Source organism: Micromonospora sp. NPDC023814 (genome assembly GCF_040639595.1).
GTDB lineage: Bacteria > Actinomycetota > Actinomycetes > Mycobacteriales > Micromonosporaceae > Micromonospora.
The window spans coordinates 1-17,212 of record NZ_JBFAAF010000107.1; the positions used below are offsets into that span (position 1 = coordinate 1).

General features: G+C 68.7%; 15 protein-coding genes and 3 pseudogenes. 4 read left to right on the plus strand and 14 right to left on the minus strand.

The annotated features are described in order from the left end of the window. Positions 1-93 (plus strand): annotated as a pseudogene (locus AB0G14_RS32425) (IS5/IS1182 family transposase); the annotation flags it as partial. A 139-nt stretch (positions 94-232) separates the two neighbouring features. Here the strand turns inward: AB0G14_RS32425 and AB0G14_RS32430 are convergent. The 3 genes from AB0G14_RS32430 to AB0G14_RS32440 form a co-directional block, all read right to left on the minus strand. Continuing rightward, the gene (locus AB0G14_RS32430; protein WP_357704072.1) at positions 233-898 is read right to left on the minus strand and encodes a Type 1 glutamine amidotransferase-like domain-containing protein; all 666 of its coding nucleotides are present in this window, start codon (positions 896-898) and stop codon (positions 233-235) included. Positions 899-1,174: 276 nt separating this feature from the next. Next, positions 1,175-2,056: a DUF1963 domain-containing protein gene (locus AB0G14_RS32435; RefSeq protein WP_357704074.1), complete on the minus strand. Its 882-nt coding sequence runs from the start codon at positions 2,054-2,056 to the stop codon at positions 1,175-1,177. 567 nt (positions 2,057-2,623) lie between these two features. Beyond that, on the minus strand, positions 2,624-3,376 hold the full coding sequence (locus AB0G14_RS32440) for a TetR/AcrR family transcriptional regulator (protein ID WP_357704076.1): 753 nt from the start codon (positions 3,374-3,376) through the stop codon (positions 2,624-2,626). A gap of 112 nt (positions 3,377-3,488) precedes the next feature. Here AB0G14_RS32440 and AB0G14_RS32445 point away from each other — a divergent pair, with 112 nt between their 5' ends. After that, on the plus strand, positions 3,489-4,688 hold the full coding sequence (locus tag AB0G14_RS32445) for a DUF418 domain-containing protein (protein ID WP_357704078.1): 1,200 nt from the start codon (positions 3,489-3,491) through the stop codon (positions 4,686-4,688). Positions 4,689-4,873: 185 nt separating this feature from the next. Next, positions 4,874-5,132, plus strand: a pseudogene (locus AB0G14_RS32450) (2-isopropylmalate synthase); the annotation flags it as partial. A 163-nt stretch (positions 5,133-5,295) separates the two neighbouring features. Here AB0G14_RS32450 and AB0G14_RS32455 read toward each other — a convergent pair. The 11 genes from AB0G14_RS32455 to AB0G14_RS32505 all read right to left on the minus strand — a co-directional run bounded on the left by AB0G14_RS32455 (position 5,296) and on the right by AB0G14_RS32505 (position 16,731). Then, complete coding sequence (locus AB0G14_RS32455; RefSeq protein ID WP_357704100.1) at positions 5,296-5,415, minus strand: VOC family protein; 120 nt, start codon at positions 5,413-5,415, stop codon at positions 5,296-5,298. 369 nt (positions 5,416-5,784) lie between these two features. Then, complete coding sequence (locus AB0G14_RS32460; protein WP_357704080.1) at positions 5,785-6,597, minus strand: helix-turn-helix domain-containing protein; 813 nt, start codon at positions 6,595-6,597, stop codon at positions 5,785-5,787. A gap of 706 nt (positions 6,598-7,303) precedes the next feature. Next, entirely contained in the window at positions 7,304-8,089 is a 786-nt protein-coding gene (locus AB0G14_RS32465; RefSeq protein ID WP_357704082.1) for a glucose 1-dehydrogenase, read from the minus strand. A gap of 42 nt (positions 8,090-8,131) precedes the next feature. Continuing rightward, positions 8,132-8,818, minus strand: coding sequence for a GntR family transcriptional regulator (locus tag AB0G14_RS32470; RefSeq protein ID WP_357704084.1), 687 nt, complete (start codon positions 8,816-8,818; stop codon positions 8,132-8,134). Between the two features lie 73 nt (positions 8,819-8,891). After that, the gene (locus AB0G14_RS32475; protein WP_357704086.1) at positions 8,892-9,671 is read right to left on the minus strand and encodes an acetoacetate decarboxylase family protein; all 780 of its coding nucleotides are present in this window, start codon (positions 9,669-9,671) and stop codon (positions 8,892-8,894) included. Positions 9,672-9,709: 38 nt separating this feature from the next. Further along, positions 9,710-10,459: an amino acid ABC transporter ATP-binding protein gene (locus AB0G14_RS32480; protein WP_357704088.1), complete on the minus strand. Its 750-nt coding sequence runs from the start codon at positions 10,457-10,459 to the stop codon at positions 9,710-9,712. A 3-nt stretch (positions 10,460-10,462) separates the two neighbouring features. Beyond that, on the minus strand, positions 10,463-11,560 hold the full coding sequence (locus AB0G14_RS32485) for an amino acid ABC transporter permease (RefSeq protein WP_357704090.1): 1,098 nt from the start codon (positions 11,558-11,560) through the stop codon (positions 10,463-10,465). A gap of 2 nt (positions 11,561-11,562) precedes the next feature. After that, complete coding sequence (locus AB0G14_RS32490; protein ID WP_357704092.1) at positions 11,563-12,432, minus strand: ABC transporter substrate-binding protein; 870 nt, start codon at positions 12,430-12,432, stop codon at positions 11,563-11,565. A gap of 130 nt (positions 12,433-12,562) precedes the next feature. Then, a complete protein-coding gene (gene pruA, locus AB0G14_RS32495; protein ID WP_357704094.1) occupies positions 12,563-14,197 on the minus strand; it encodes an L-glutamate gamma-semialdehyde dehydrogenase in 1,635 nt (544 codons plus the stop codon). Positions 14,198-14,656: 459 nt separating this feature from the next. Further along, the gene (locus tag AB0G14_RS32500) at positions 14,657-15,448 is read right to left on the minus strand and encodes a peptidase (protein ID WP_357704096.1); all 792 of its coding nucleotides are present in this window, start codon (positions 15,446-15,448) and stop codon (positions 14,657-14,659) included. Continuing rightward, complete coding sequence (locus AB0G14_RS32505; protein ID WP_357704098.1) at positions 15,448-16,731, minus strand: VWA domain-containing protein; 1,284 nt, start codon at positions 16,729-16,731, stop codon at positions 15,448-15,450. Before AB0G14_RS32505 ends, AB0G14_RS32500 begins: the two co-directional genes overlap by 1 nt. Positions 16,732-16,903: 172 nt before the next feature. On the opposite strand from AB0G14_RS32505, the pseudogene AB0G14_RS32510 reads away from it, so the two are divergent. Then, positions 16,904-17,149: pseudogene (locus AB0G14_RS32510) on the plus strand (DUF664 domain-containing protein); the annotation flags it as partial. Positions 17,150-17,212 lie beyond the last annotated feature (63 nt).

The window sequence follows — 17,212 nt, forward strand, 5'->3', positions numbered from 1 at the left end:
CTCCGGAACGTCAGCCTGTGTCCCTGGCGGATCGGCGCCATCGTCGCCGCAGCCCTGGTCATCCTCCACATCGAGCACGGACGAACCACCTGAAATGAACACTACGCACAGTCGCGAACCGTTACTCGGAAAGGCTCACTGACATCGGCAGTTTGCGGTTGTTCGGCACGAGCCACTGTCACAATGCGTGACGCACGGATCGCGGCAGATCCGGATAGTCGCCCGGCGACATTCACCCGAACTTCGTCCATTGTCCTTCGGAGACCACCTCGACTGAGCCGTCAACGACCTTGATGGCCGTCTGTTCGTCGATGGCGTAGGCCGGGACGCCGACGTCGGCGGCCCATCGCTCCGCGTCAGCCATGGTGTTCGTCGGGAAGAGGTTCAGGTGCGGGAAGATCGAGAAGTCGACGACTCCCAGGGTGCGGTCGTCTGGTGCGGACGGCCGCTCGACGAAGTAGTCCCCGATCCGGGGCGTCATCACCATGCTTCCGGCGCTTACTCCCACCCAGACCTTGTCGGGCAGCGAAGGCAGCAGATCGGCTAGCCCGGACTCGCGCATCCAGTGGCACAGGTATGTCGCGTCGCCTCCGTCGACCAGGAGCACGTCGGCCTTCCGGACCCAGGGGACCCATCGCTCCGCGCCGATGGTGGGCAGTGCGGTGAGCTCGAGGACACCGAGCGACGCCCAGCCCAGGCCGGACATGTACTGCCAGTCAGGCTTGGGCTCGGCGGCGACGAAGTCCCGTACCGATGTCGGACCGCACATCGGGTGACCCCACTGTGCTGTCGGGACGCAGAGGGCGTGGCACTCATCGATCGGCTTGCCGAGCAGCTGCACGAGCACCGAGTGGATGCTCGGGTTCGTGACGCCGCCGGACGTAAGCAAGAGCTTCACGATGCCTCCGAATTCACGCGCGAAGGAGAATGTGCCTGATGACCAAGGGCCGCGCCGGCACTCATCGTAGTTTCGGGCGTCCACTTTCGGAGGTCCCTCAGTTGGCGGGGCGACTACCCTCCACCCGGTCCTACTTCGCCCAACACGCGCACCCGACCGAGGCGCGCGGGACGCGCATGTCACGGCGACCGCTCATCGGCAATGGCGGATGCCCAGCATCTGACGTCGGCATCGCCGACAACGCAGATCGTGGCCGTATCCGGCGCCGCCGGTGTTCTATGGGATCAACTCAGCCACGGAAAGCGCCTCGTCCAGCCGACCAGCGGCCAGGTCGTCATGACGGATCACGAAACTCCCGTCACTCCGGTAATAGAACTCGTTATCTACGGCAAAGCGGGCGAGCGACACCCACTCAATCGTCAGCCGGTGCGTCTCCTTCTCCACATGGGAATACCATTTCGCGACCGGGATGACGATCTCGCCGGTCTTCTCGCGCCACGCGAGGGTCTGCTCCGCAATACTCTTGATTACCTCCTCGTCGGCATACCCGCCGATATAGGCGCTGGCGTACCCGTTGTCAGGCGGCCAGAGATCGTTGGCCAGAGCACAGAGTTCGTCAAGGTGCGGCAGGTCACGCTCGATGTCACGGGCCAACTGCTGCTGGAAGGGCGACAGGTCGTCCTCGTCCTCGTCGTCCTCGTCCGCCCCGAACCAATCGGGGAACTCCGCGCGCAGCGTGGCGCCGACGTCGTACTGCTTGTCGACGAACGCGTGGTCGGTGGATCCTGCCGCCACCTCGGTATCGGTGCCGGCCGGCACATACACGACTCGCCCGTACCTCCGCTCCCCGGTGGCAGCGGCCTGCTCGTGGTCCAGGAAGAACAGCAGCGAGCCGTCTGCCGGCAGGCCGAAGCCGTCGACTCTTGGCAGCGCCGCACAGTCGACCGAGAAGATGAACGGCAACGGACTGACCCCGTCGGACGGCCAGTCCATGCCCACCGGCAGCCGGGGCAACCCACCGAACTGCCCGACCGGAACACCGCTGGATCCTCCGCTCAACCGGATCGACAAACGGAGGTGCTGGATGAACCGGCTGACCTCGTCGTCCGGGATGCCCAACGCGAGCGCTGCACGACGAAGCTGCCCCTGATGATCCATAGCGCAACATGGTGCCACGAGGGCGAGCCCGGCGACCGGGTGCCCCACGGCCCGAACGCGCTGTCGTCGGCATCGCTGCCGCCGTGATCGGGTGCGCACATCTCGGCAGATCCGTGCACTGGCACGAGGGGATCACTGAAGCCGTCATCCAATAGCGTCAACCTGGTTGTCCTACGAGGACCACGGTCTCGTTGATGACAAGCGGCTGCGAGCGACGGTGGCGGCGCGTGTACCTGCTCGCCGCTGCGGCGGGCGGCGCAGCGCTTCGCCGCAGCGGCGAATCGGACCAGCGTCGCCGTGACCGCCCTACGTGGGTGGCCCCGCCGCCCGTCCGTACGCGAAGCGATCGTGAAGGAAACCACTGGACGATCTATTCCAAGGGGTACGGGAGGGGCTTCGTGCGCTTGTCGGCGACCTGCCGCTGCCCGGCCACGGTCCCGGTGCCGTGACCGATCGCCACGACCAGGAACGCCCCGGCCGGCCGCGGTGAGACGGTGCCGTGCAGCAGTTTCCGGCGATCGCGGCGGCCGGCAGCAGCCCGGCCCGGGGCCGAACGGGGGACGCGCCTCAGTCGAAGCGCTCGATCCGGACGGCGACGCCGTCGAGGATCAACTCCAACCCGAGCGAGAAGTCCGCGTCGGCGACCGTCGCGTCGGGGGTGTCCGGCGGCGCCTCGAACAGCGTCGAGGAGAACAGCCGAGCCGTCTCGGGGAAGCGCTCGGGCTGGACGAGCCGTGCCAGCGCGCGGCCGTAGGCGCGCTCGGCGTCGACCTGCCGCTGGCCCTCGGCCCTGCCTTCGGCGAGTTCGTCGTACTGCCGCACCGACTGGACCACGTAACCGTTGATCAGTGACAGGATGCCGACCTTGTGTGCCCAGTCGAGGCGGGTGCGGGACATGATCGCCAGGGCGGCCTCCATCCAGGCGATCTGGTTCGGTCCGGAGGGCGGCCCGGAGGCGGGCACGCGTGTTAGCCACGGTCGGCGCTGGAACACCACGCGCTGCGCGGAGGCCCAACTGCGCAGCCCTTCGCGCCAGTCGTCGGTGTCGATGTCCGGCGGTGCGCCCATGGCGACGTCGGCCATGAGAGTGAGCAGTTCGCCCTTGGATCCGACGTGCCGGTAGAGCGACATGCTCGTGAAACCGAGGCTCTTGGCGACCTTGGGAAGCGTCACGCCGCCGAGCCCGTCGCGGTCGGCGATCTCCACCGCCGTGGCGACGACCCGGTCGACGTCAAGGACCGCGGGCCGCCCGAGCCGCGAGGACTCCGATATCCCCCACAGTCGACGCAGCGACGCCGGAACGGGGTCCTCGCTGGTCATGGACCCTCCGTTCGTCTCCGAAAACTAGGCCCCATCATGCCAGACCCTATTAGTGTACGTGTGATACTTTCTCACGCAAACTAAAGCTTGGGTCTCGGGAAGAAGGACGAACATGAGCGTTGACACCGCACGGCGGACATCGAGAGGGGCGGTCCGGCGCGCCGAACGCGCCCTCGCACCGGACCTAGCCAGAGGAGCGATGCTGCTGATCATCGCGTTGGCCAACGTCGCCGGAGTCGTCTTCGCCGGCGAGCCCGGTCTCGACGCCACGCCAGAAGGCGCCGACCGCGGCCTCAACTTCCTGCTCTTCGAACTCGTCCACGCCCGCGGGTACCCGGTCTTCGCCGTGATGTTCGGCTACGGAATCGTTCAGCTCGCCCGCCGTCAGGACGCCTCCGGCGCCACACCGAAGCAGGTCCGCTCGGTGCTGATACGCCGCAATCTCTGGCTCGTCGTCTTCGGGTTCGCGCACGCCGCCTTGCTCTACTACGGCGACTTCCTCGGCGCCTACGGGATAGTCGGGCTCGTGATGACGCTGGTGCTGCTGCGCCGCGGCGACAAGTTCCACCGCATTGTGCTGGTGCTCTGGGCGCTGGCAGCGGTCGAGATCCTGATTCTCGGTGCCATCGTGGTGAGCCGCATTCTCGGAGGGCAGGGCGGGTCGGCCCCGCTGCCGGCCGGCCACGTCGACTCCCTCGCCGCGCCCGGGTACGCCGCGTCCATGTTGGATCGCGTCGGCGAATGGCCGATGCACACGCTGAGGGTCCTGCCCTTCATCATCATCGCCTGGCTGGGCATGTGGGCCGCCCGCCGCCGCGTCCTCGAAGAGCCGGCCCGCCACAAGAGCCTGCTCACGTGGACCACCATCCTCGGACTCGGCGTCGCCATCGCCGGAGGCCTCCCGGCCGCCCTGGTCAGTGCCGGATGGCTGCACGTCAACGAGTCGGCCGCCAGCCTGATGCTGATGCTTCACGGCGCCAGCGGCCTGTTCGCCGGCCCGGGTTACGTGGCCGTCTTCGGCCTGATCGCCATGCGGGTCACCCGGCCCGGCTCCGTTGTCGGCGCCCTCTCGGCCCTGGGCCAGCGTTCCCTGTCGGGATACCTGTTCCAGTCGGTGGCCTGGCTGATCCTCCTGGCACCCTTCACGCTAGCTCTCGGCGACCGTTTCAACAGCCCCACGGTGACCGGACTGATCATCGCGGTGGCCGTCTGGCTCGCGACCGTTCTGACCGCCCACCTGCTCGACAAGCGCAAGCAGGCCGGCCCCGCCGAGATCGTCCTGCGCCGCCTGACCTACGGGCCTCGGGCGTAGTCGCCGCCGTGAAACCACCCCGGCCGGATGGCCGGGGTGGTTTCGTCGGGGGGCTCCATCGCGGTTTCCTGGCACAATGCAGCACACCTCGGCCGGTTTCCGCGTAGTGGACCGTTTCGCCAGGCATTGGTGACAGCGGCGCCATCGTGACCATCGATGCGCGTGGTCGGATGGTGGTGATCGTCCAGGTCATCGAGGTTGTCGACCCGAGCCGGGCCCCGGAAGGTGATCGTGAACCTGCCCGCCACCGGTCGAGATGGCGAGCCGAACGTCTATGCCGACTCGATCGAGTGGATGCACCGGCACCTGCCGCGGCGGGACAGCCTGGTGCTGAGCCTGCACCCGCACAACGGCCGGGGCACCGGCGTGGCCGGCGCGGACCGGGTCGAGGGCTGCCTGTTCGGCAACGGCGAGCGCATCGACAACGTTTACCTGATGCCCCTTCAGCCTTGGTGGGTTGACGTGCCCGAGTCAATGACCGCGGGCGATCCACTCGTCCAAGTGTGGGGCTTCGGCGGCGATCGTGGTGCCGTCACCGTGGCCGGTGTGGACCCGGGTGTCGCCGGGCATGGTGAGCAGCCTTGCTCAACGGGTCGCCGGTCGGCCCTCAGCGTAGCTCGCCTGTGATGATCCAGAGATGGCCGAACGGATCACGGATGCGACCCGAGCGCTTGCCGTAGGGCCGGTTCTCGATAGGCACGATCACCTCGGCGCCGTGGGCGATCATGCGGTCGCCTACTCCGTCCGGGTCATCGACCTCGATCTCGAGGAGGACCGCGGATCCACCGAGATCACCCGGTGAGAGCCACCCCACGACGAGACGGCAGGCGAGACCCGGAAGGACCAACGACCGATACGGTGATCGACGACGGTGGGTCGGCCGTCGTCGCCCGGTGGGGCCCGGAACACTTCCTCGGCGCCGAGGGCAAGCTGGTAGAACGCCGACGCAGAATCCGGATCGGAGACGATCAGACGAGGGGAAAGCGACTTCATGCCCCCATCATGGGATCGGGCAGCGGCAGAGTCTTGAACATCTGGGAACGAGCCCGGCCACACCGGTCGTCAACCGCCCGCGCGCTCCTTGCCGGGTGGCCGATCATCGGCCGGCACACCGCGGAGCCAGGCCCTCGGCGCGTAGCCACTCCATCGGGGTGCACGCGGCCATGGCCCGCCACTCGCGGGTGAGATGGGCCTGATCGGCGAAACCCGAGGCGGCGGCCACCGCCGCCAGACTGACCTTTCCGGCATTGGCGGCGGCCACGAGCCGGCCCCGGGCAGTCTCGAAGCGAACGAGCCGTTGGTACTCCTTCGGCGTCACCCCGAACTCGGCACGGACCATCCTGCTCAGGTGCCGTCGGGAGCATCCGAGTAGCTCAGCGGCCTCCTGCACCCGGCTGGCCTCGGACAGGACCGCCAACGTGGCCCGCAGTTCGTCGTGGTTCGCGCGTTCTTTATGACGAAACAGGCCACTGACCAGGCAGCGCTCGACAAGTGCGCGACGGCGTGGCCAGGATCGACAGGCCATCAGGCGCTCCGGCAGGTCGGCCATCGCCGGGACGACATCGGCGAGGTCGGCGACCTGCCCGGCCAGAGCCGATGCCGGAAGCCCCAGCAGGGTGCTGGCACCCAGTGGGCTGAGCGTCACGTACACCCCGCGCGTGCACCGCTCTTGCCTCAACTCGGCCGCATCCAAGTGGAGTCCGGCGACCACGGCCCGTAGCTTTTGGCGCGAGCCGGGCCGTCTGATCCACGCGATCTCGAGCGAGTCCTCCTCCGGAATCGTGATCGACACCGTGGACGATGGCAGCCCGCGATGAACGCCGACCGGACCTGGCCCAAGATCGTATGCCTCCAGCGTCACCACGAACGGCGCCAAGACGGTGGACATGTGATCGGCAGGCACGGTCACACTGCAACAGTACGGCGGTGGGGCCGTGCAACCGACGCTGACCCGGTGGACGTCCTAGAGGCCCGGGCGCCGCGTGAGGCTTTGAGCACGGCGAACGCCTGCCGGTAGAGAACGTCGCGCAGCCGATTGTCCTCGCCGCCACTGACATACTCACCCGCCGCCTGACGCCCCCCACCGGGTGGGGCGGCCCGGGCATCGCCTGGTGGAGGCGGTGGTGTCGGCCGTCGATGGCGACCGGCAGCCCCGGTACGGTCAGGGCTCGGATGACATGGACGGCTTCGGTGAAGGCGCTGATGCGTTCGCCGACCGCGGCGTCCGGGCCCCCTTCGCTGTAGATGGCGTGGCCGTGGCCGCTGGCGCCGAGACCCAACTCGACCCCGGCCGCCGCCGAGGACGTCGAGGGATGCGGCCACACGGGTCAGTCCGGCCGGCGGTCGCAGCAGCAGGTTGGCAACCTTCGGCATGACACTCACGCGTTGGGTCTGAGCGGCGTCCAGCCGTGCTCGCCTTGGCGAGCCGGGCCTGGGTGAGGTTGCAGGCGTCGCTGCTGGAGTTGCCGGAGACGCCGCAGAAGCCGAGCGCCTGGCCCTGGACCGCGACTTCAACGCCGCACGCGATCTCGCCGCACCCGCGGCGCAGATCGACACCGCCGGGGTGGCCCGGCGGCAGGACGCGGAGCCGACCATGAGACCCACAGCGGAGACCGTCAGAGCGACACGACCCAACCGCCGTCGACGGTGAGCGTGTGCCCGGTGACGTACGCGGACGCGTTCGAGGCGAGGAACACCACGGCGCCGGCCAGGTCCCCCGCCTCGCCGACCCGGCCCAGGGGAATGTGCCTTGCCACCAGTTCGTCCTCGACTTCCCTGGTGGGCATGAGGTCGGCGGTCATCTCCGTGCGCATGTAGCCCGGGGCGATGGCGTTCACCCGGATGCCATGCCTGCCCCACTCGTAGGCGAGGTTCTTCGTCAGCTGCACCACGGCTGCCTTCGACGCGTCGTACACCGAGGACCGCTCGCCGTCGACGACCAAACCGCCGATGGAGGCGAGGTTGATGATCCGGCCTCCGCCGCGCGGCCGCATGGCCCGCGCGGCGCGCTGGGCCACGAAGTACGTGCCGCGCAGGTTGACCCCGAGGGTGAGGTCGAACTCGGCGGCGGTGGCGTTGAACGCGCTGTTGCGCAGCGACACACCGGCGTTGTTCACCACCACGTCGGGGACGCGGCCTTGCTGTTCGAGGACGCCGAACGCGGCCTCGATACTGTCGAGGGAGGTGACCTCCAGCGCCAGCGGAAGCGCGCGGACGCCCTGCTGGCGCAGGTAGTCGCACGCCTGCTCGGCGCGGTCCGCCGTCAGATCGGTCGCGATGATCTCGGCGCCGGCGTGGCCGAGGGCGAGGGCCTGGGCGCGGCCGAGACCGCCGTGGGCACCGGTGACGAGGGCGCGTGCTCCGTCGAGGGTGAACAGGGATGTCAGTGCGGCGGATGGCATGGCGCCGTCCTTTCGGCGGCTCGGGCACGCCCCCTCGGGCGGCTACAGGCCGTAGTTGGTGAGGATCTCGAACACCTGCTGGGAGTCGTGGCGGACGTGCTCGCGCATCTGCTCGGCGGCGGTGGCGGCGTCATCGTCGGCGACGGCCGCCGCGAGGGGACGGTGGTCCACCGCGGTCCAGTCCGGGGTAGTGACCACCTTGGAGCAGAAGTACCACTGCCGCAGGGCCAGGTTGAAGTAGATCCGGGCAGTCGTCTTGAGGTACTCGTTGCGGCTCATCAGGTAGATGCCCTTGTGGAACGCGGCGTCCAGGTCGATGCACCGTTGCAGGTCGGTGGTGCGGGCCTGCTCCTCGGCGAGCGCGACGAGTTGTTCCTTCTCCGCTTTCGAGCCGCGGCGGCAGGCCAGCATGGTGGCCAGGGACTCCAGTTCCAGCCGCAGTTCCATGACCGAGCGGGAGTCCTTGAGCGCGATCTCGGTGGCGTAGGTGCCGCTGCGCGGGTAGATGACCACCAGCTTCTCGAACTCCAGCCGCCTGATGGCCTCACGCACCGGGGAGAGACCCACGCCGAGGTCGGCCCGCAGGTCGTTCTCGACGAGCCGGTCCCCGGGCATGATCTCGGCGCGGACGAGTCGAGAGCATAGGCTGGCGTAGGCCGATTGGCTCATCAGGGCGGTGCCCGTCTGATCAATGCCGACGAGCGCGCCCTTTCCGACGTACTCCGACAAAATCGTGATTCCTTCCCCACGTCGTGCGCCGCTTCTGCGCAGCGGCCCCGCACTCTGGCAAGCTACCGGACGGTTACGGGCGCTCCGACGCTCCGGCACGGGACGGGTCGCCGAGAAGGTCGTCGATCACCGTCGAGATGCCGTTCTCCACGGTGCAGGCGTAGTCCCCGACGGAGAACTCCCCGCCGAGCACCTCGACCACCTTCAGCGCGACGCCGTTGACCGAGAGCGAGTCGGTGAGCTCGACGGCTGCGGGTCCGAAGCTCCGGTGCTTGAGGACGAAGTCCTTCGAGGTGTCCCGGGAGACGATCTCGAAGATCCGGAACCCTGGCCCGTCGGCTTCCGGCAGGGCGTGGACCTGGAGGTGCGGGTAGAGGGACATGTCCGCCCAGGCCGCGTTGTCGTGCCCGTCCACGGGGGTCATCGAGATACCGAAGATCAGCTTGCCGGAGCGGTGCACGGCGCCGGAGACCGCGTCGGCGGTGTCGGTCAGCGCGATGTCGGCGTACTGCTTGGGATAGCCCCAGACCTCCCGGCCGAAGGCGACGCTCCAGGGCTGGTCCTCGTACTCGAAGAAGTAGTTGACTCCCCGGTGGTCGCCGTAGCGGACGGGGATGACGACGCCCGAGTCGTAGAAGGAGCCGGGGGTGGCGTTGCCGAAGTCCGCGATCTGCACGACGAACCGGTCGTCGGCGAGCTCGAACGGGGTCGGCGCGAGGAGCGCCTCCAGGTTCGCCCGGTCGCCTCGGCAGTAGACGGAGAGGCTGCGCAGGTCCTCGCACCAGTAGGGCCGGTCGCCGCTCGGGTACCCGAGGTAGGTGAAAAAGTCCCTGGTGTCGTACGTCTTGCTCATCGGTTGGTTTCCCTGACCTTGTCTCATGGAGGTGGGGCCTAGTCCCGGCCGGCTTCGTGGATCTTGCGGAGGAACGAGCGGAGTTCGGGCGCGGCGGGTGATTCGAAGATCTGCTCGGGCGGGCCCTGTTCGAGGATCACGCCCCGGTGCAGGAAGCAGACCTTCGATGAGATCTCGCGGGCGAAGGGCATCTCGTGGGTCGTCATCATCATGGTGATGCCGTCGGAGGCGAGTTCCCGGACCAGGTTCAGCACCTCGATCACGAGTTCCGGGTCGAGGGCTGAGGTGATCTCGTCCAGCAGCAGGGCCTGCGGGCGCATGAGCATCGCCCGGGCGATGGCGACGCGCTGCTGCTGGCCGCCGGAGAGTTGCGAGGGATAGGCGTCGGCCTTGTCGCGCAGGCCCACGCGGTCGAGCATCGCCCGCGCGTTGGCCTCGGCCTCGGCCTTGCTGGCCACGCCGGCACGGACCGGGGTGAGCGTGCAGTTTCGCAGCACCGTCATGTGCGGGAACAGGTTGTAGCTCTGGAAGACGATCCCGACCCGGCGGCGCAGCCCGACCAGGTCGACACCCTCGCCGGAGACGACGTCACCGTCGAGGAGGATCCGCCCGCCCTGGACGTCCTCCAGCCCGTTGACGCAGCGCAGCAGCGTCGACTTGCCGGAACCGGAGGCGCCGATGAGCGTGACGACCTCGTGCCGGCCGACGGTGAGGTCGACCTTGTCCAGCACGGTGAGGTCGGCGTACCGCTTGGTCACCTTGTCGAACTCGATGAACGCTCGGGACATGCCTCACGCCCCTGTCTTCCTGGCCCCGGTACGGGCGAGCAGGTAGTCGACGAACCGGGTCTGCGGGATGGTGATGAGAACGAAGACGATGCACACGGCGGTCACCGCGGAGAGGTTGAAATCGTTCGCCGAGTAGATCTTGGCCTGGCTGAACGCGTCGATGATGCCGACGACGATCACCAACGCGGTGTCCTTCTGCAGGCCGATGAAGGTGCTGAGCATGGGCGCGGCGATGTTGCGGGCCATCTGCGGCAGGATGACGAACCGCTGGACGTCGGTCTGGGTCAGGCCCATGGACAGGGCTGCGGAGCTCTGGCCGGGGTTGATCGACTCGATCCCGGCGCGGTACAGCTCCGCGTTGTAGGCGCTGTACGTCATGGCCAGCGCCACGATGGCGTAGACGACCAGCGATCCGCCGCTGAGGAACGGCACCTCGGTCAGCGGTAGGCCGTAGCAGACGAGGTAGATCAGGACGACCGACGGGATGCCGCGGAACACGTCGATGTAGGCGATGGACAGCGCCCTGACCGGGCGGAAGCCCCGGCCCGGCAGTTGCCGGCCGATGGCGAGCACGAGCCCGAAGACCATGGCGAGGACCTGGGCGCCGAGCGCGATCTGGATGTTGATCCACAGGGCGCGGAGGATGTCGAGGAAGCTGCGCGACATGTACTCGCCGTTGAAGAACGTCTTCTGCACTGCCCCGTCGTTGGTGAAGACCATCAGGGCGAGCACGGTCACGATGGCCAGGCAGCCGCTGAGTCCGAGGGACGAGATGGCGGCGTTGCGGGAATGCGCCGCCGCCCGGCGGGCCTCGACGTACCGGCCGGCCCCCCAGTGCTGCCGGGACCGGTGGCTGCGCCGGTAGGCCAACGAGAGGGGCCAGCCGAGCGCGGCGACCGGGAGCGCGGCACCGAGCAGGATCCGTGTCGCGGGTGCGTCGACCAGCATGGTGGCGAGCTGGTAGCACAGGGTTGCGGCCAGGACGGTGAGGACGGCGGCGGCGGTGAGGTAGGCCGTCGTCGACAGTGGCCTGGTCGGAGTGAGGCCGGTACCGGACGTTGTCGGCGTGGCGTCACGTGTCTCGGGTGCCTGCACCTTCATGGTCAGGCACTCCAGTCGGCCAGTTTGTCAGGGTCGCCGCCGAGGATCGGGTTCAGCCACTTGTCCATGATGGCGGCGAGGGTGCCGTCCTTCTCCATGTCGGCGAGGATCTGGTTGACCGCCGTGACGTTCTGCGAGCCCTTGGGGAAGAGCGCTGCCACGTCGCCGCCGACCGGATACTGTCCGATGACCTCGAGCTTGCCGTCCGAGCTGGCCGCACGGGGCATGACGGTGGCGGTGTCGTTGAGCGCGGCGTCGACCTGCCCGGCCAGTACGGCGTTGAAGAGGTCGTCGTTGGAGGCGAAGACCCGCACCTGCTTGGGCTTGAGCGTCTCGTTGACGTACGTGAGCTGAACGGATCCGGCGAGCACGCCGACGGTGGCCGTCCTGATGCTCTCCTTGGTCAGGTCGGATCCGGTCTTGACGAGGACACCGGTGCGGTAGGTGTTGTAGGGCGTGGAGAAGTCGACGGCCTTGCGTCGTTCGGGTGTGTCGTAGATGTCCCAGACCGCGAAGTCGAAGTTCGAGGTCTTGGCGGTGACGAGGGCCTCGAACGAGGCATTCACCAGCTTGATCTTGCTCAGTCCGGCGCGGTTGGCGATTTCAGCGTCGAGGCAGTACATGTAGCCGCCGTTGACCGATTCGAGGGTGTTGCCCCGGTAGCCGGCCGGGTAGGGCAGCGAGGCGGCGACGGTGAGGGTGCCCTCGGTCATGGTCTTCATCTCGTGGACCGTGGGGTTCGCTGTCACCTCACAGTCGCCGAAGCCGGTTGCCCCGGAACTGGTGGACGAGGTGTCCGTGCCGCATGCGGCCAGGGCGAGCATCCCGGTGATGGCCGTGGCGACACCGAGGGAGCGGAGTGACCTCTTCATCTGACACCTCCGTGTCGGTGGTCATGAAACAATGGGGGAATGGAATGTCAGTGACATGTTAGTGAAGTGTGAAGGACGTTACACCTGATCAGTGGGTCAGTCCAGAGGGATTTCAGGCTCGTAGCGCCCGTCAGCGGGAGCCCATGTGGGGGTAACGGTGGTCTCGCGGCGGGTCGAAGGTCTCCTTGATTGACCGCGGCGAGATCCAGCGGGTCAGGTTCGACGCCGCACCCGCCTTGTCGTTGGTGCCCGAGGCGCGGGAGCCACCGAACGGCTGCTGCCCGACCACCGCCCCGGTCGGCTTGTCGTTGACATAGAAGTTGCCGGCGGCGAACCGCAGCCGTTGACTGGCCCAGGCGATCGCCGCCCGGTCGCGGGCAACGACCGCGCCGGTCAGCGCGTACGACGAGAATGACTCCAGCTGGTCGACCGCGTCGGCGAATGCGTCGTCGTCGAAGACGTGCACGGCCAAGATCGGCCCGAAGTACTCCGTGCGAAACATCTCGTCGGTGGGGTCGGCGCTGTGCACGACGGTGGGGCGGACGAAATAACCGATCGAATCGTCGACCTCGCCACCGACGAGCACCGTCAGCGAGTCCCGCCGGCGGGCTCGGTCGATCGCGGTCCGGTGCCGGCTCAACGCCCGGGCGTCGATCACCGCCCCCATGAAGTGGGAGAGGTCGGTGACGTCACCCATCGTCAGCGCCTCCACCTCGGCGAGCAGCGGGTTGCGCACCCTGTCCCACACCGACCTGGCCACGTACGCCCTCGAGGCGGCCGAGCACTTCTGCCCCTGGTACTCGAACGCGCCCCGCAGCAGCGCTACCCGCAGCACGTCCGGATCGGCCGAGCCGTGCGCGAGCACGAAACCCTTCCCGCCGGTCTCTCCGACGATCCGGGGGTACGACCGGTAGCCCCCGAGGTTCGCTCCCACCGTCGACCACAGGTGCTGGAACGTCGCGGTGGAGCCGGTGAAGTGGATACCTGCCAGGTCGCGATGGGCGAGCGCCACCGCCGAGACGTCGAGGCCGTCGCCCGGCAACATGTTGATCACGCCGGGCGGCAGGCCGGCCTCCTCCAGCAACTCCATGATCAGGCTCGCAGCGAGCTGTTGGGTCGGCGCGGGCTTCCAGAGCACCGTGTTGCCCATCAACGCCGGCGCGGTCGGCAGGTTGCCGGCGATCGCGGTGAAGTTGAACGGGGTGACGGCGTAGACGAAGCCCTCCAGGGGGCGGTGGTCGGTGCGGTTCCACACCCCACGGGAGTTCGCCACCGGCTGTTCGCCCACGATCTGCCGGGCGTAGTGGACGTTGAACCGCCAGAAGTCGGCCAGCTCGCACGCGGAGTCGATCTCGGCCTGGACGGCGGTCTTCGACTGGCCCAGCATCGTCGCGGCGTTGAGTCGCTGCCGCCACGGGCCGGCCAGCAGATCGGCGGCCTTGAGCAGGATCGCGGCACGGTCATCGAGGGACAGCTCGCGCCAGCCGGGCGCCGCCTTTCCCGCCGCCGCGATCGCGTCCTCGGTGTCGGTCCGGGTGGAGTTGCGCATCACCCCGAGCACGTGGCGGTGGTCGTGCGGCTGCACCACCGCGATCTCCGCTCCCCCACCCATCCGGCGACGGCCACCGATCACGGCGGTCAACTCCACCGCCCCGCTCTCCTGCCGCACCAGCTCCCGTTCCAGCGCCACCCGCTCCGGGCTGCCGGGGGCGTAGTTCAGGGTCGCTTCGTTGACCGGGGACGGCGGACTCGTAACGGCATCCACTCTTGTCCTCCTCGCATCGACGGAATCCACGGTCCAGCTGAGGCCGGACCTGCGGGCGGGCGCGGTTGGTGATGCCCGGCGAGGCTTACCCAGGTCGGGGCACCTCGGCCGGGTGGCTGACATTACACTAAAATGTCAGATGAGCCAGCCCTCAACTCCTGACTCCCCCGGCCACCTGATCACCGATCGCCGCCACCACACGGTCGGGCTCGAAATCGCCCCGCGATCCCGATACGGGTTCACCCCACCCAGCCACGCGAACCGACCCAACACCCGGTTCCCACGCGGCCTCGGGTTGCCGGCTCGGGCGGGTCACGCCCGAGCCGTTGAGCTGCGCGCCCCGGCTGCGGCGAGCACCGAATCGGTGCCATCCTCGGCGCACCTGCTCCGCGAGCTTTCAGTTCCTCTCCTGCGCCGGCCGGTGGCCGCTCCCCGCCGGGCAGCGGCCACCGACACCGGTCACGGCCGGCGGGAACCGCGGGGACGGCGGGTGAGAGCGAAGCCAGCAACACCGGCTGCGGCGGCGAGTAGGCCGCCCACCGTGCTCCAGATCCAACGCGAACCGAGGCCGGGCAACCAGTCGAGGTACCCGCTCTCGTCCTCCTCGACCGATTGCGCCGCCGGTTCGGCGCTGAGTACCGTGCCGGCCTGCGTGGGCGGCACCAGCGGCGCCTTCAGCTCGCCGTCGTCGCGGGAGTCTTGCCGGTCCGCGCCGACCAGCAGCTCCACGTCGATCGGAAGCCCAAGGTCGGCCTCCGGCAGCTCGGCCACCGACAACCGGACGTAGTACGTCCCGGGCAGCGGGTCAGCCGACCAGGGCTCGGACCAGGACCGCACCTGTCGCAGGCTGCAACCTAGCGACACACTGCCGACAGAGGCCTCGACGGTGGGAGTCTGCGCGCCGGCCGTGCAGGACTGGCGTCGCCGTAGCCCGTCGAAGACCTCCATCGTCCAGGTCGACGCACCGCTGCGCGACTTCGGGAACGACACGGTCGCGGTGATCTCGTGCCGTTCACCGGCCGCGGCCGGGAACGACCAGTACAGGTAGTCACCGGTGGAGGCGGCGACCCGGACCGGCTGTCCGCCGGCGATGCCGGCGGCGGTCAGAAAGGAGGTCCCCGCCCGGGTGACCGGGGTGGCGCCCGGCGAGGGCGTGGGTGTGGGAGCGGCCTGGACCGGAGCGGGGACGGCCAGCAGGGCCAGGCCGGCGGCGGCCAGCGCCGCTCCACTCCGGATCGTCCTGGTACTCATCAGTTCTCCCTCCAGGTGGCCACCCACCAGCGGGTGAGAAGGCCGGTGACCAGTCCGGTGAGCAGGCCGGCCACGGTCAGCAGCACCAGCAGCACCCAGCCCCGACCGAGGTCGGGGGCGGCCGGGGCGGGCGAGGACGCAACCACGTCCACGGTCAGCTCGACCGGCATTCCGGGCGTCGCCTGGGTGCCCGGCCGGGGCGCGAAGGCGTTGCTGACGACCAGGCAGACCGTGGTGGCCGGGACGGCGGTCGTGGCGTTCGACGTCGGGGGCACCCCGTCCGCCTGCTTCTCGCTCGCTGACCAGCGCAGGCCGGCGGAGACCACGTCGGTGCGGCCGCTGCCCGCATCCACCCCGCGGACCAGTTCCCGGCCGTCGGTGGCCGTGGCCCGCAGCAGCACGCCATAGTCGCGGTTCACCGGGCGGTCCAACGCCATGCTGACCGAGGCACGCAGCTCCTGCCCGGGGCGGACCGGCACCCGGTACCAGCGATGTTCCGAGAACGCCTCCCGGTCGCTGTAGACGCCGGGGCCGAGTAGCGGCGCATCGTCGCACGCCGACTTCCCGGCGACCACGGCCGGGGCCGCCGTGTAGGTGTCCTTCGCCCGGTCGACCAGCTGCTTGATCCGGCTGGTCAGCTCGTCGGCGCTCTGTGCGGCGGTGTACGTGCCGCCGGTGGCGCCGGCGATGCAGAGCAACTGCCGGCGCACCTTCTCGTCCGGGGCCAGCCCGAGCGTGTCGACCACCAACTTCGTACCCTGAGCGGCCAACTCCCGGGCGACCTCGCAGGGGTCCGGCGGGGCGCAGGTGTCCTCGCCGTCAGTGATCAGCACGATCCGCCGGGCGGTCGTGCCGGTGCCGAGGTCCTGGGCAGCCGAGCGCAGAGCCAAACCGACCGGGGTGAACCCGGTCGGCCGCAGGGTCGCCACCGCAGCCTTGGCCTGCACCCGATCGACCGGGCCGACCGGCACGATCTGCTGGGTGTCCAGGCAGCCCAGCTTCTTGTCCTTGCCCTGGTAGGTCGCGCCGAGCACTCGGATACCGAGCTGGGTCTCCTCGGGCAGCGCATCGACCACCTCGTTGAAGGCCTGCTGGGCGACGGAGATCCGGCTGCGGCCGTCGATGTCCTTGGCCCGCATCGAGCCGCTGACGTCGAGTACCAGCTCGACCTTCGGCGGCTCGACCGGTGTCTCCTCGTCCGCGAGGGCTGGCGCCGGACCGGTCATCACGGTCGCCGCCAGCAGTCCGATGAGGACGGCCGCCGATCGTTTCTTGTTGATCACCGGCGGAGTGTAGGACATGTCCACTATGGATGATCGCCGGCCCGTGTTTCACAAGGCACGGAGCCACTCGACAGGGCACGGATGATGGGGATGCCGACCGCCCCAGCCGAGCGCTGATCTTGCAGACGACACCTTGCACGACGGCTCGGGCGCATAAGGGAGACTGGTGGGCATGGCTGACCTGGGCGATGCGAAGGCTGCGCTGCACCACTACCTCCGGGCGACTCGCGAAGACCTGATCTGGAAGCTCGACGGGCTGAGCGAACGCGAAGCCAGACTCCCCCGCACCGCCACCGGCAACAACCTGCTGGGAATCCTCAAGCATTGCCTCAATGTCGAAGCCGGCTACTTCGGGCCTACCTTCGGGCGCGCATTCCCGACGCCTGAGCCTCGATCCACCGACGCAGTTGACGGCGATCGCTAGTTGATCATTTTGATGTTGAGTGGTTCGGGGCGTGCGGGAGTTGCCGATCACGTGTTC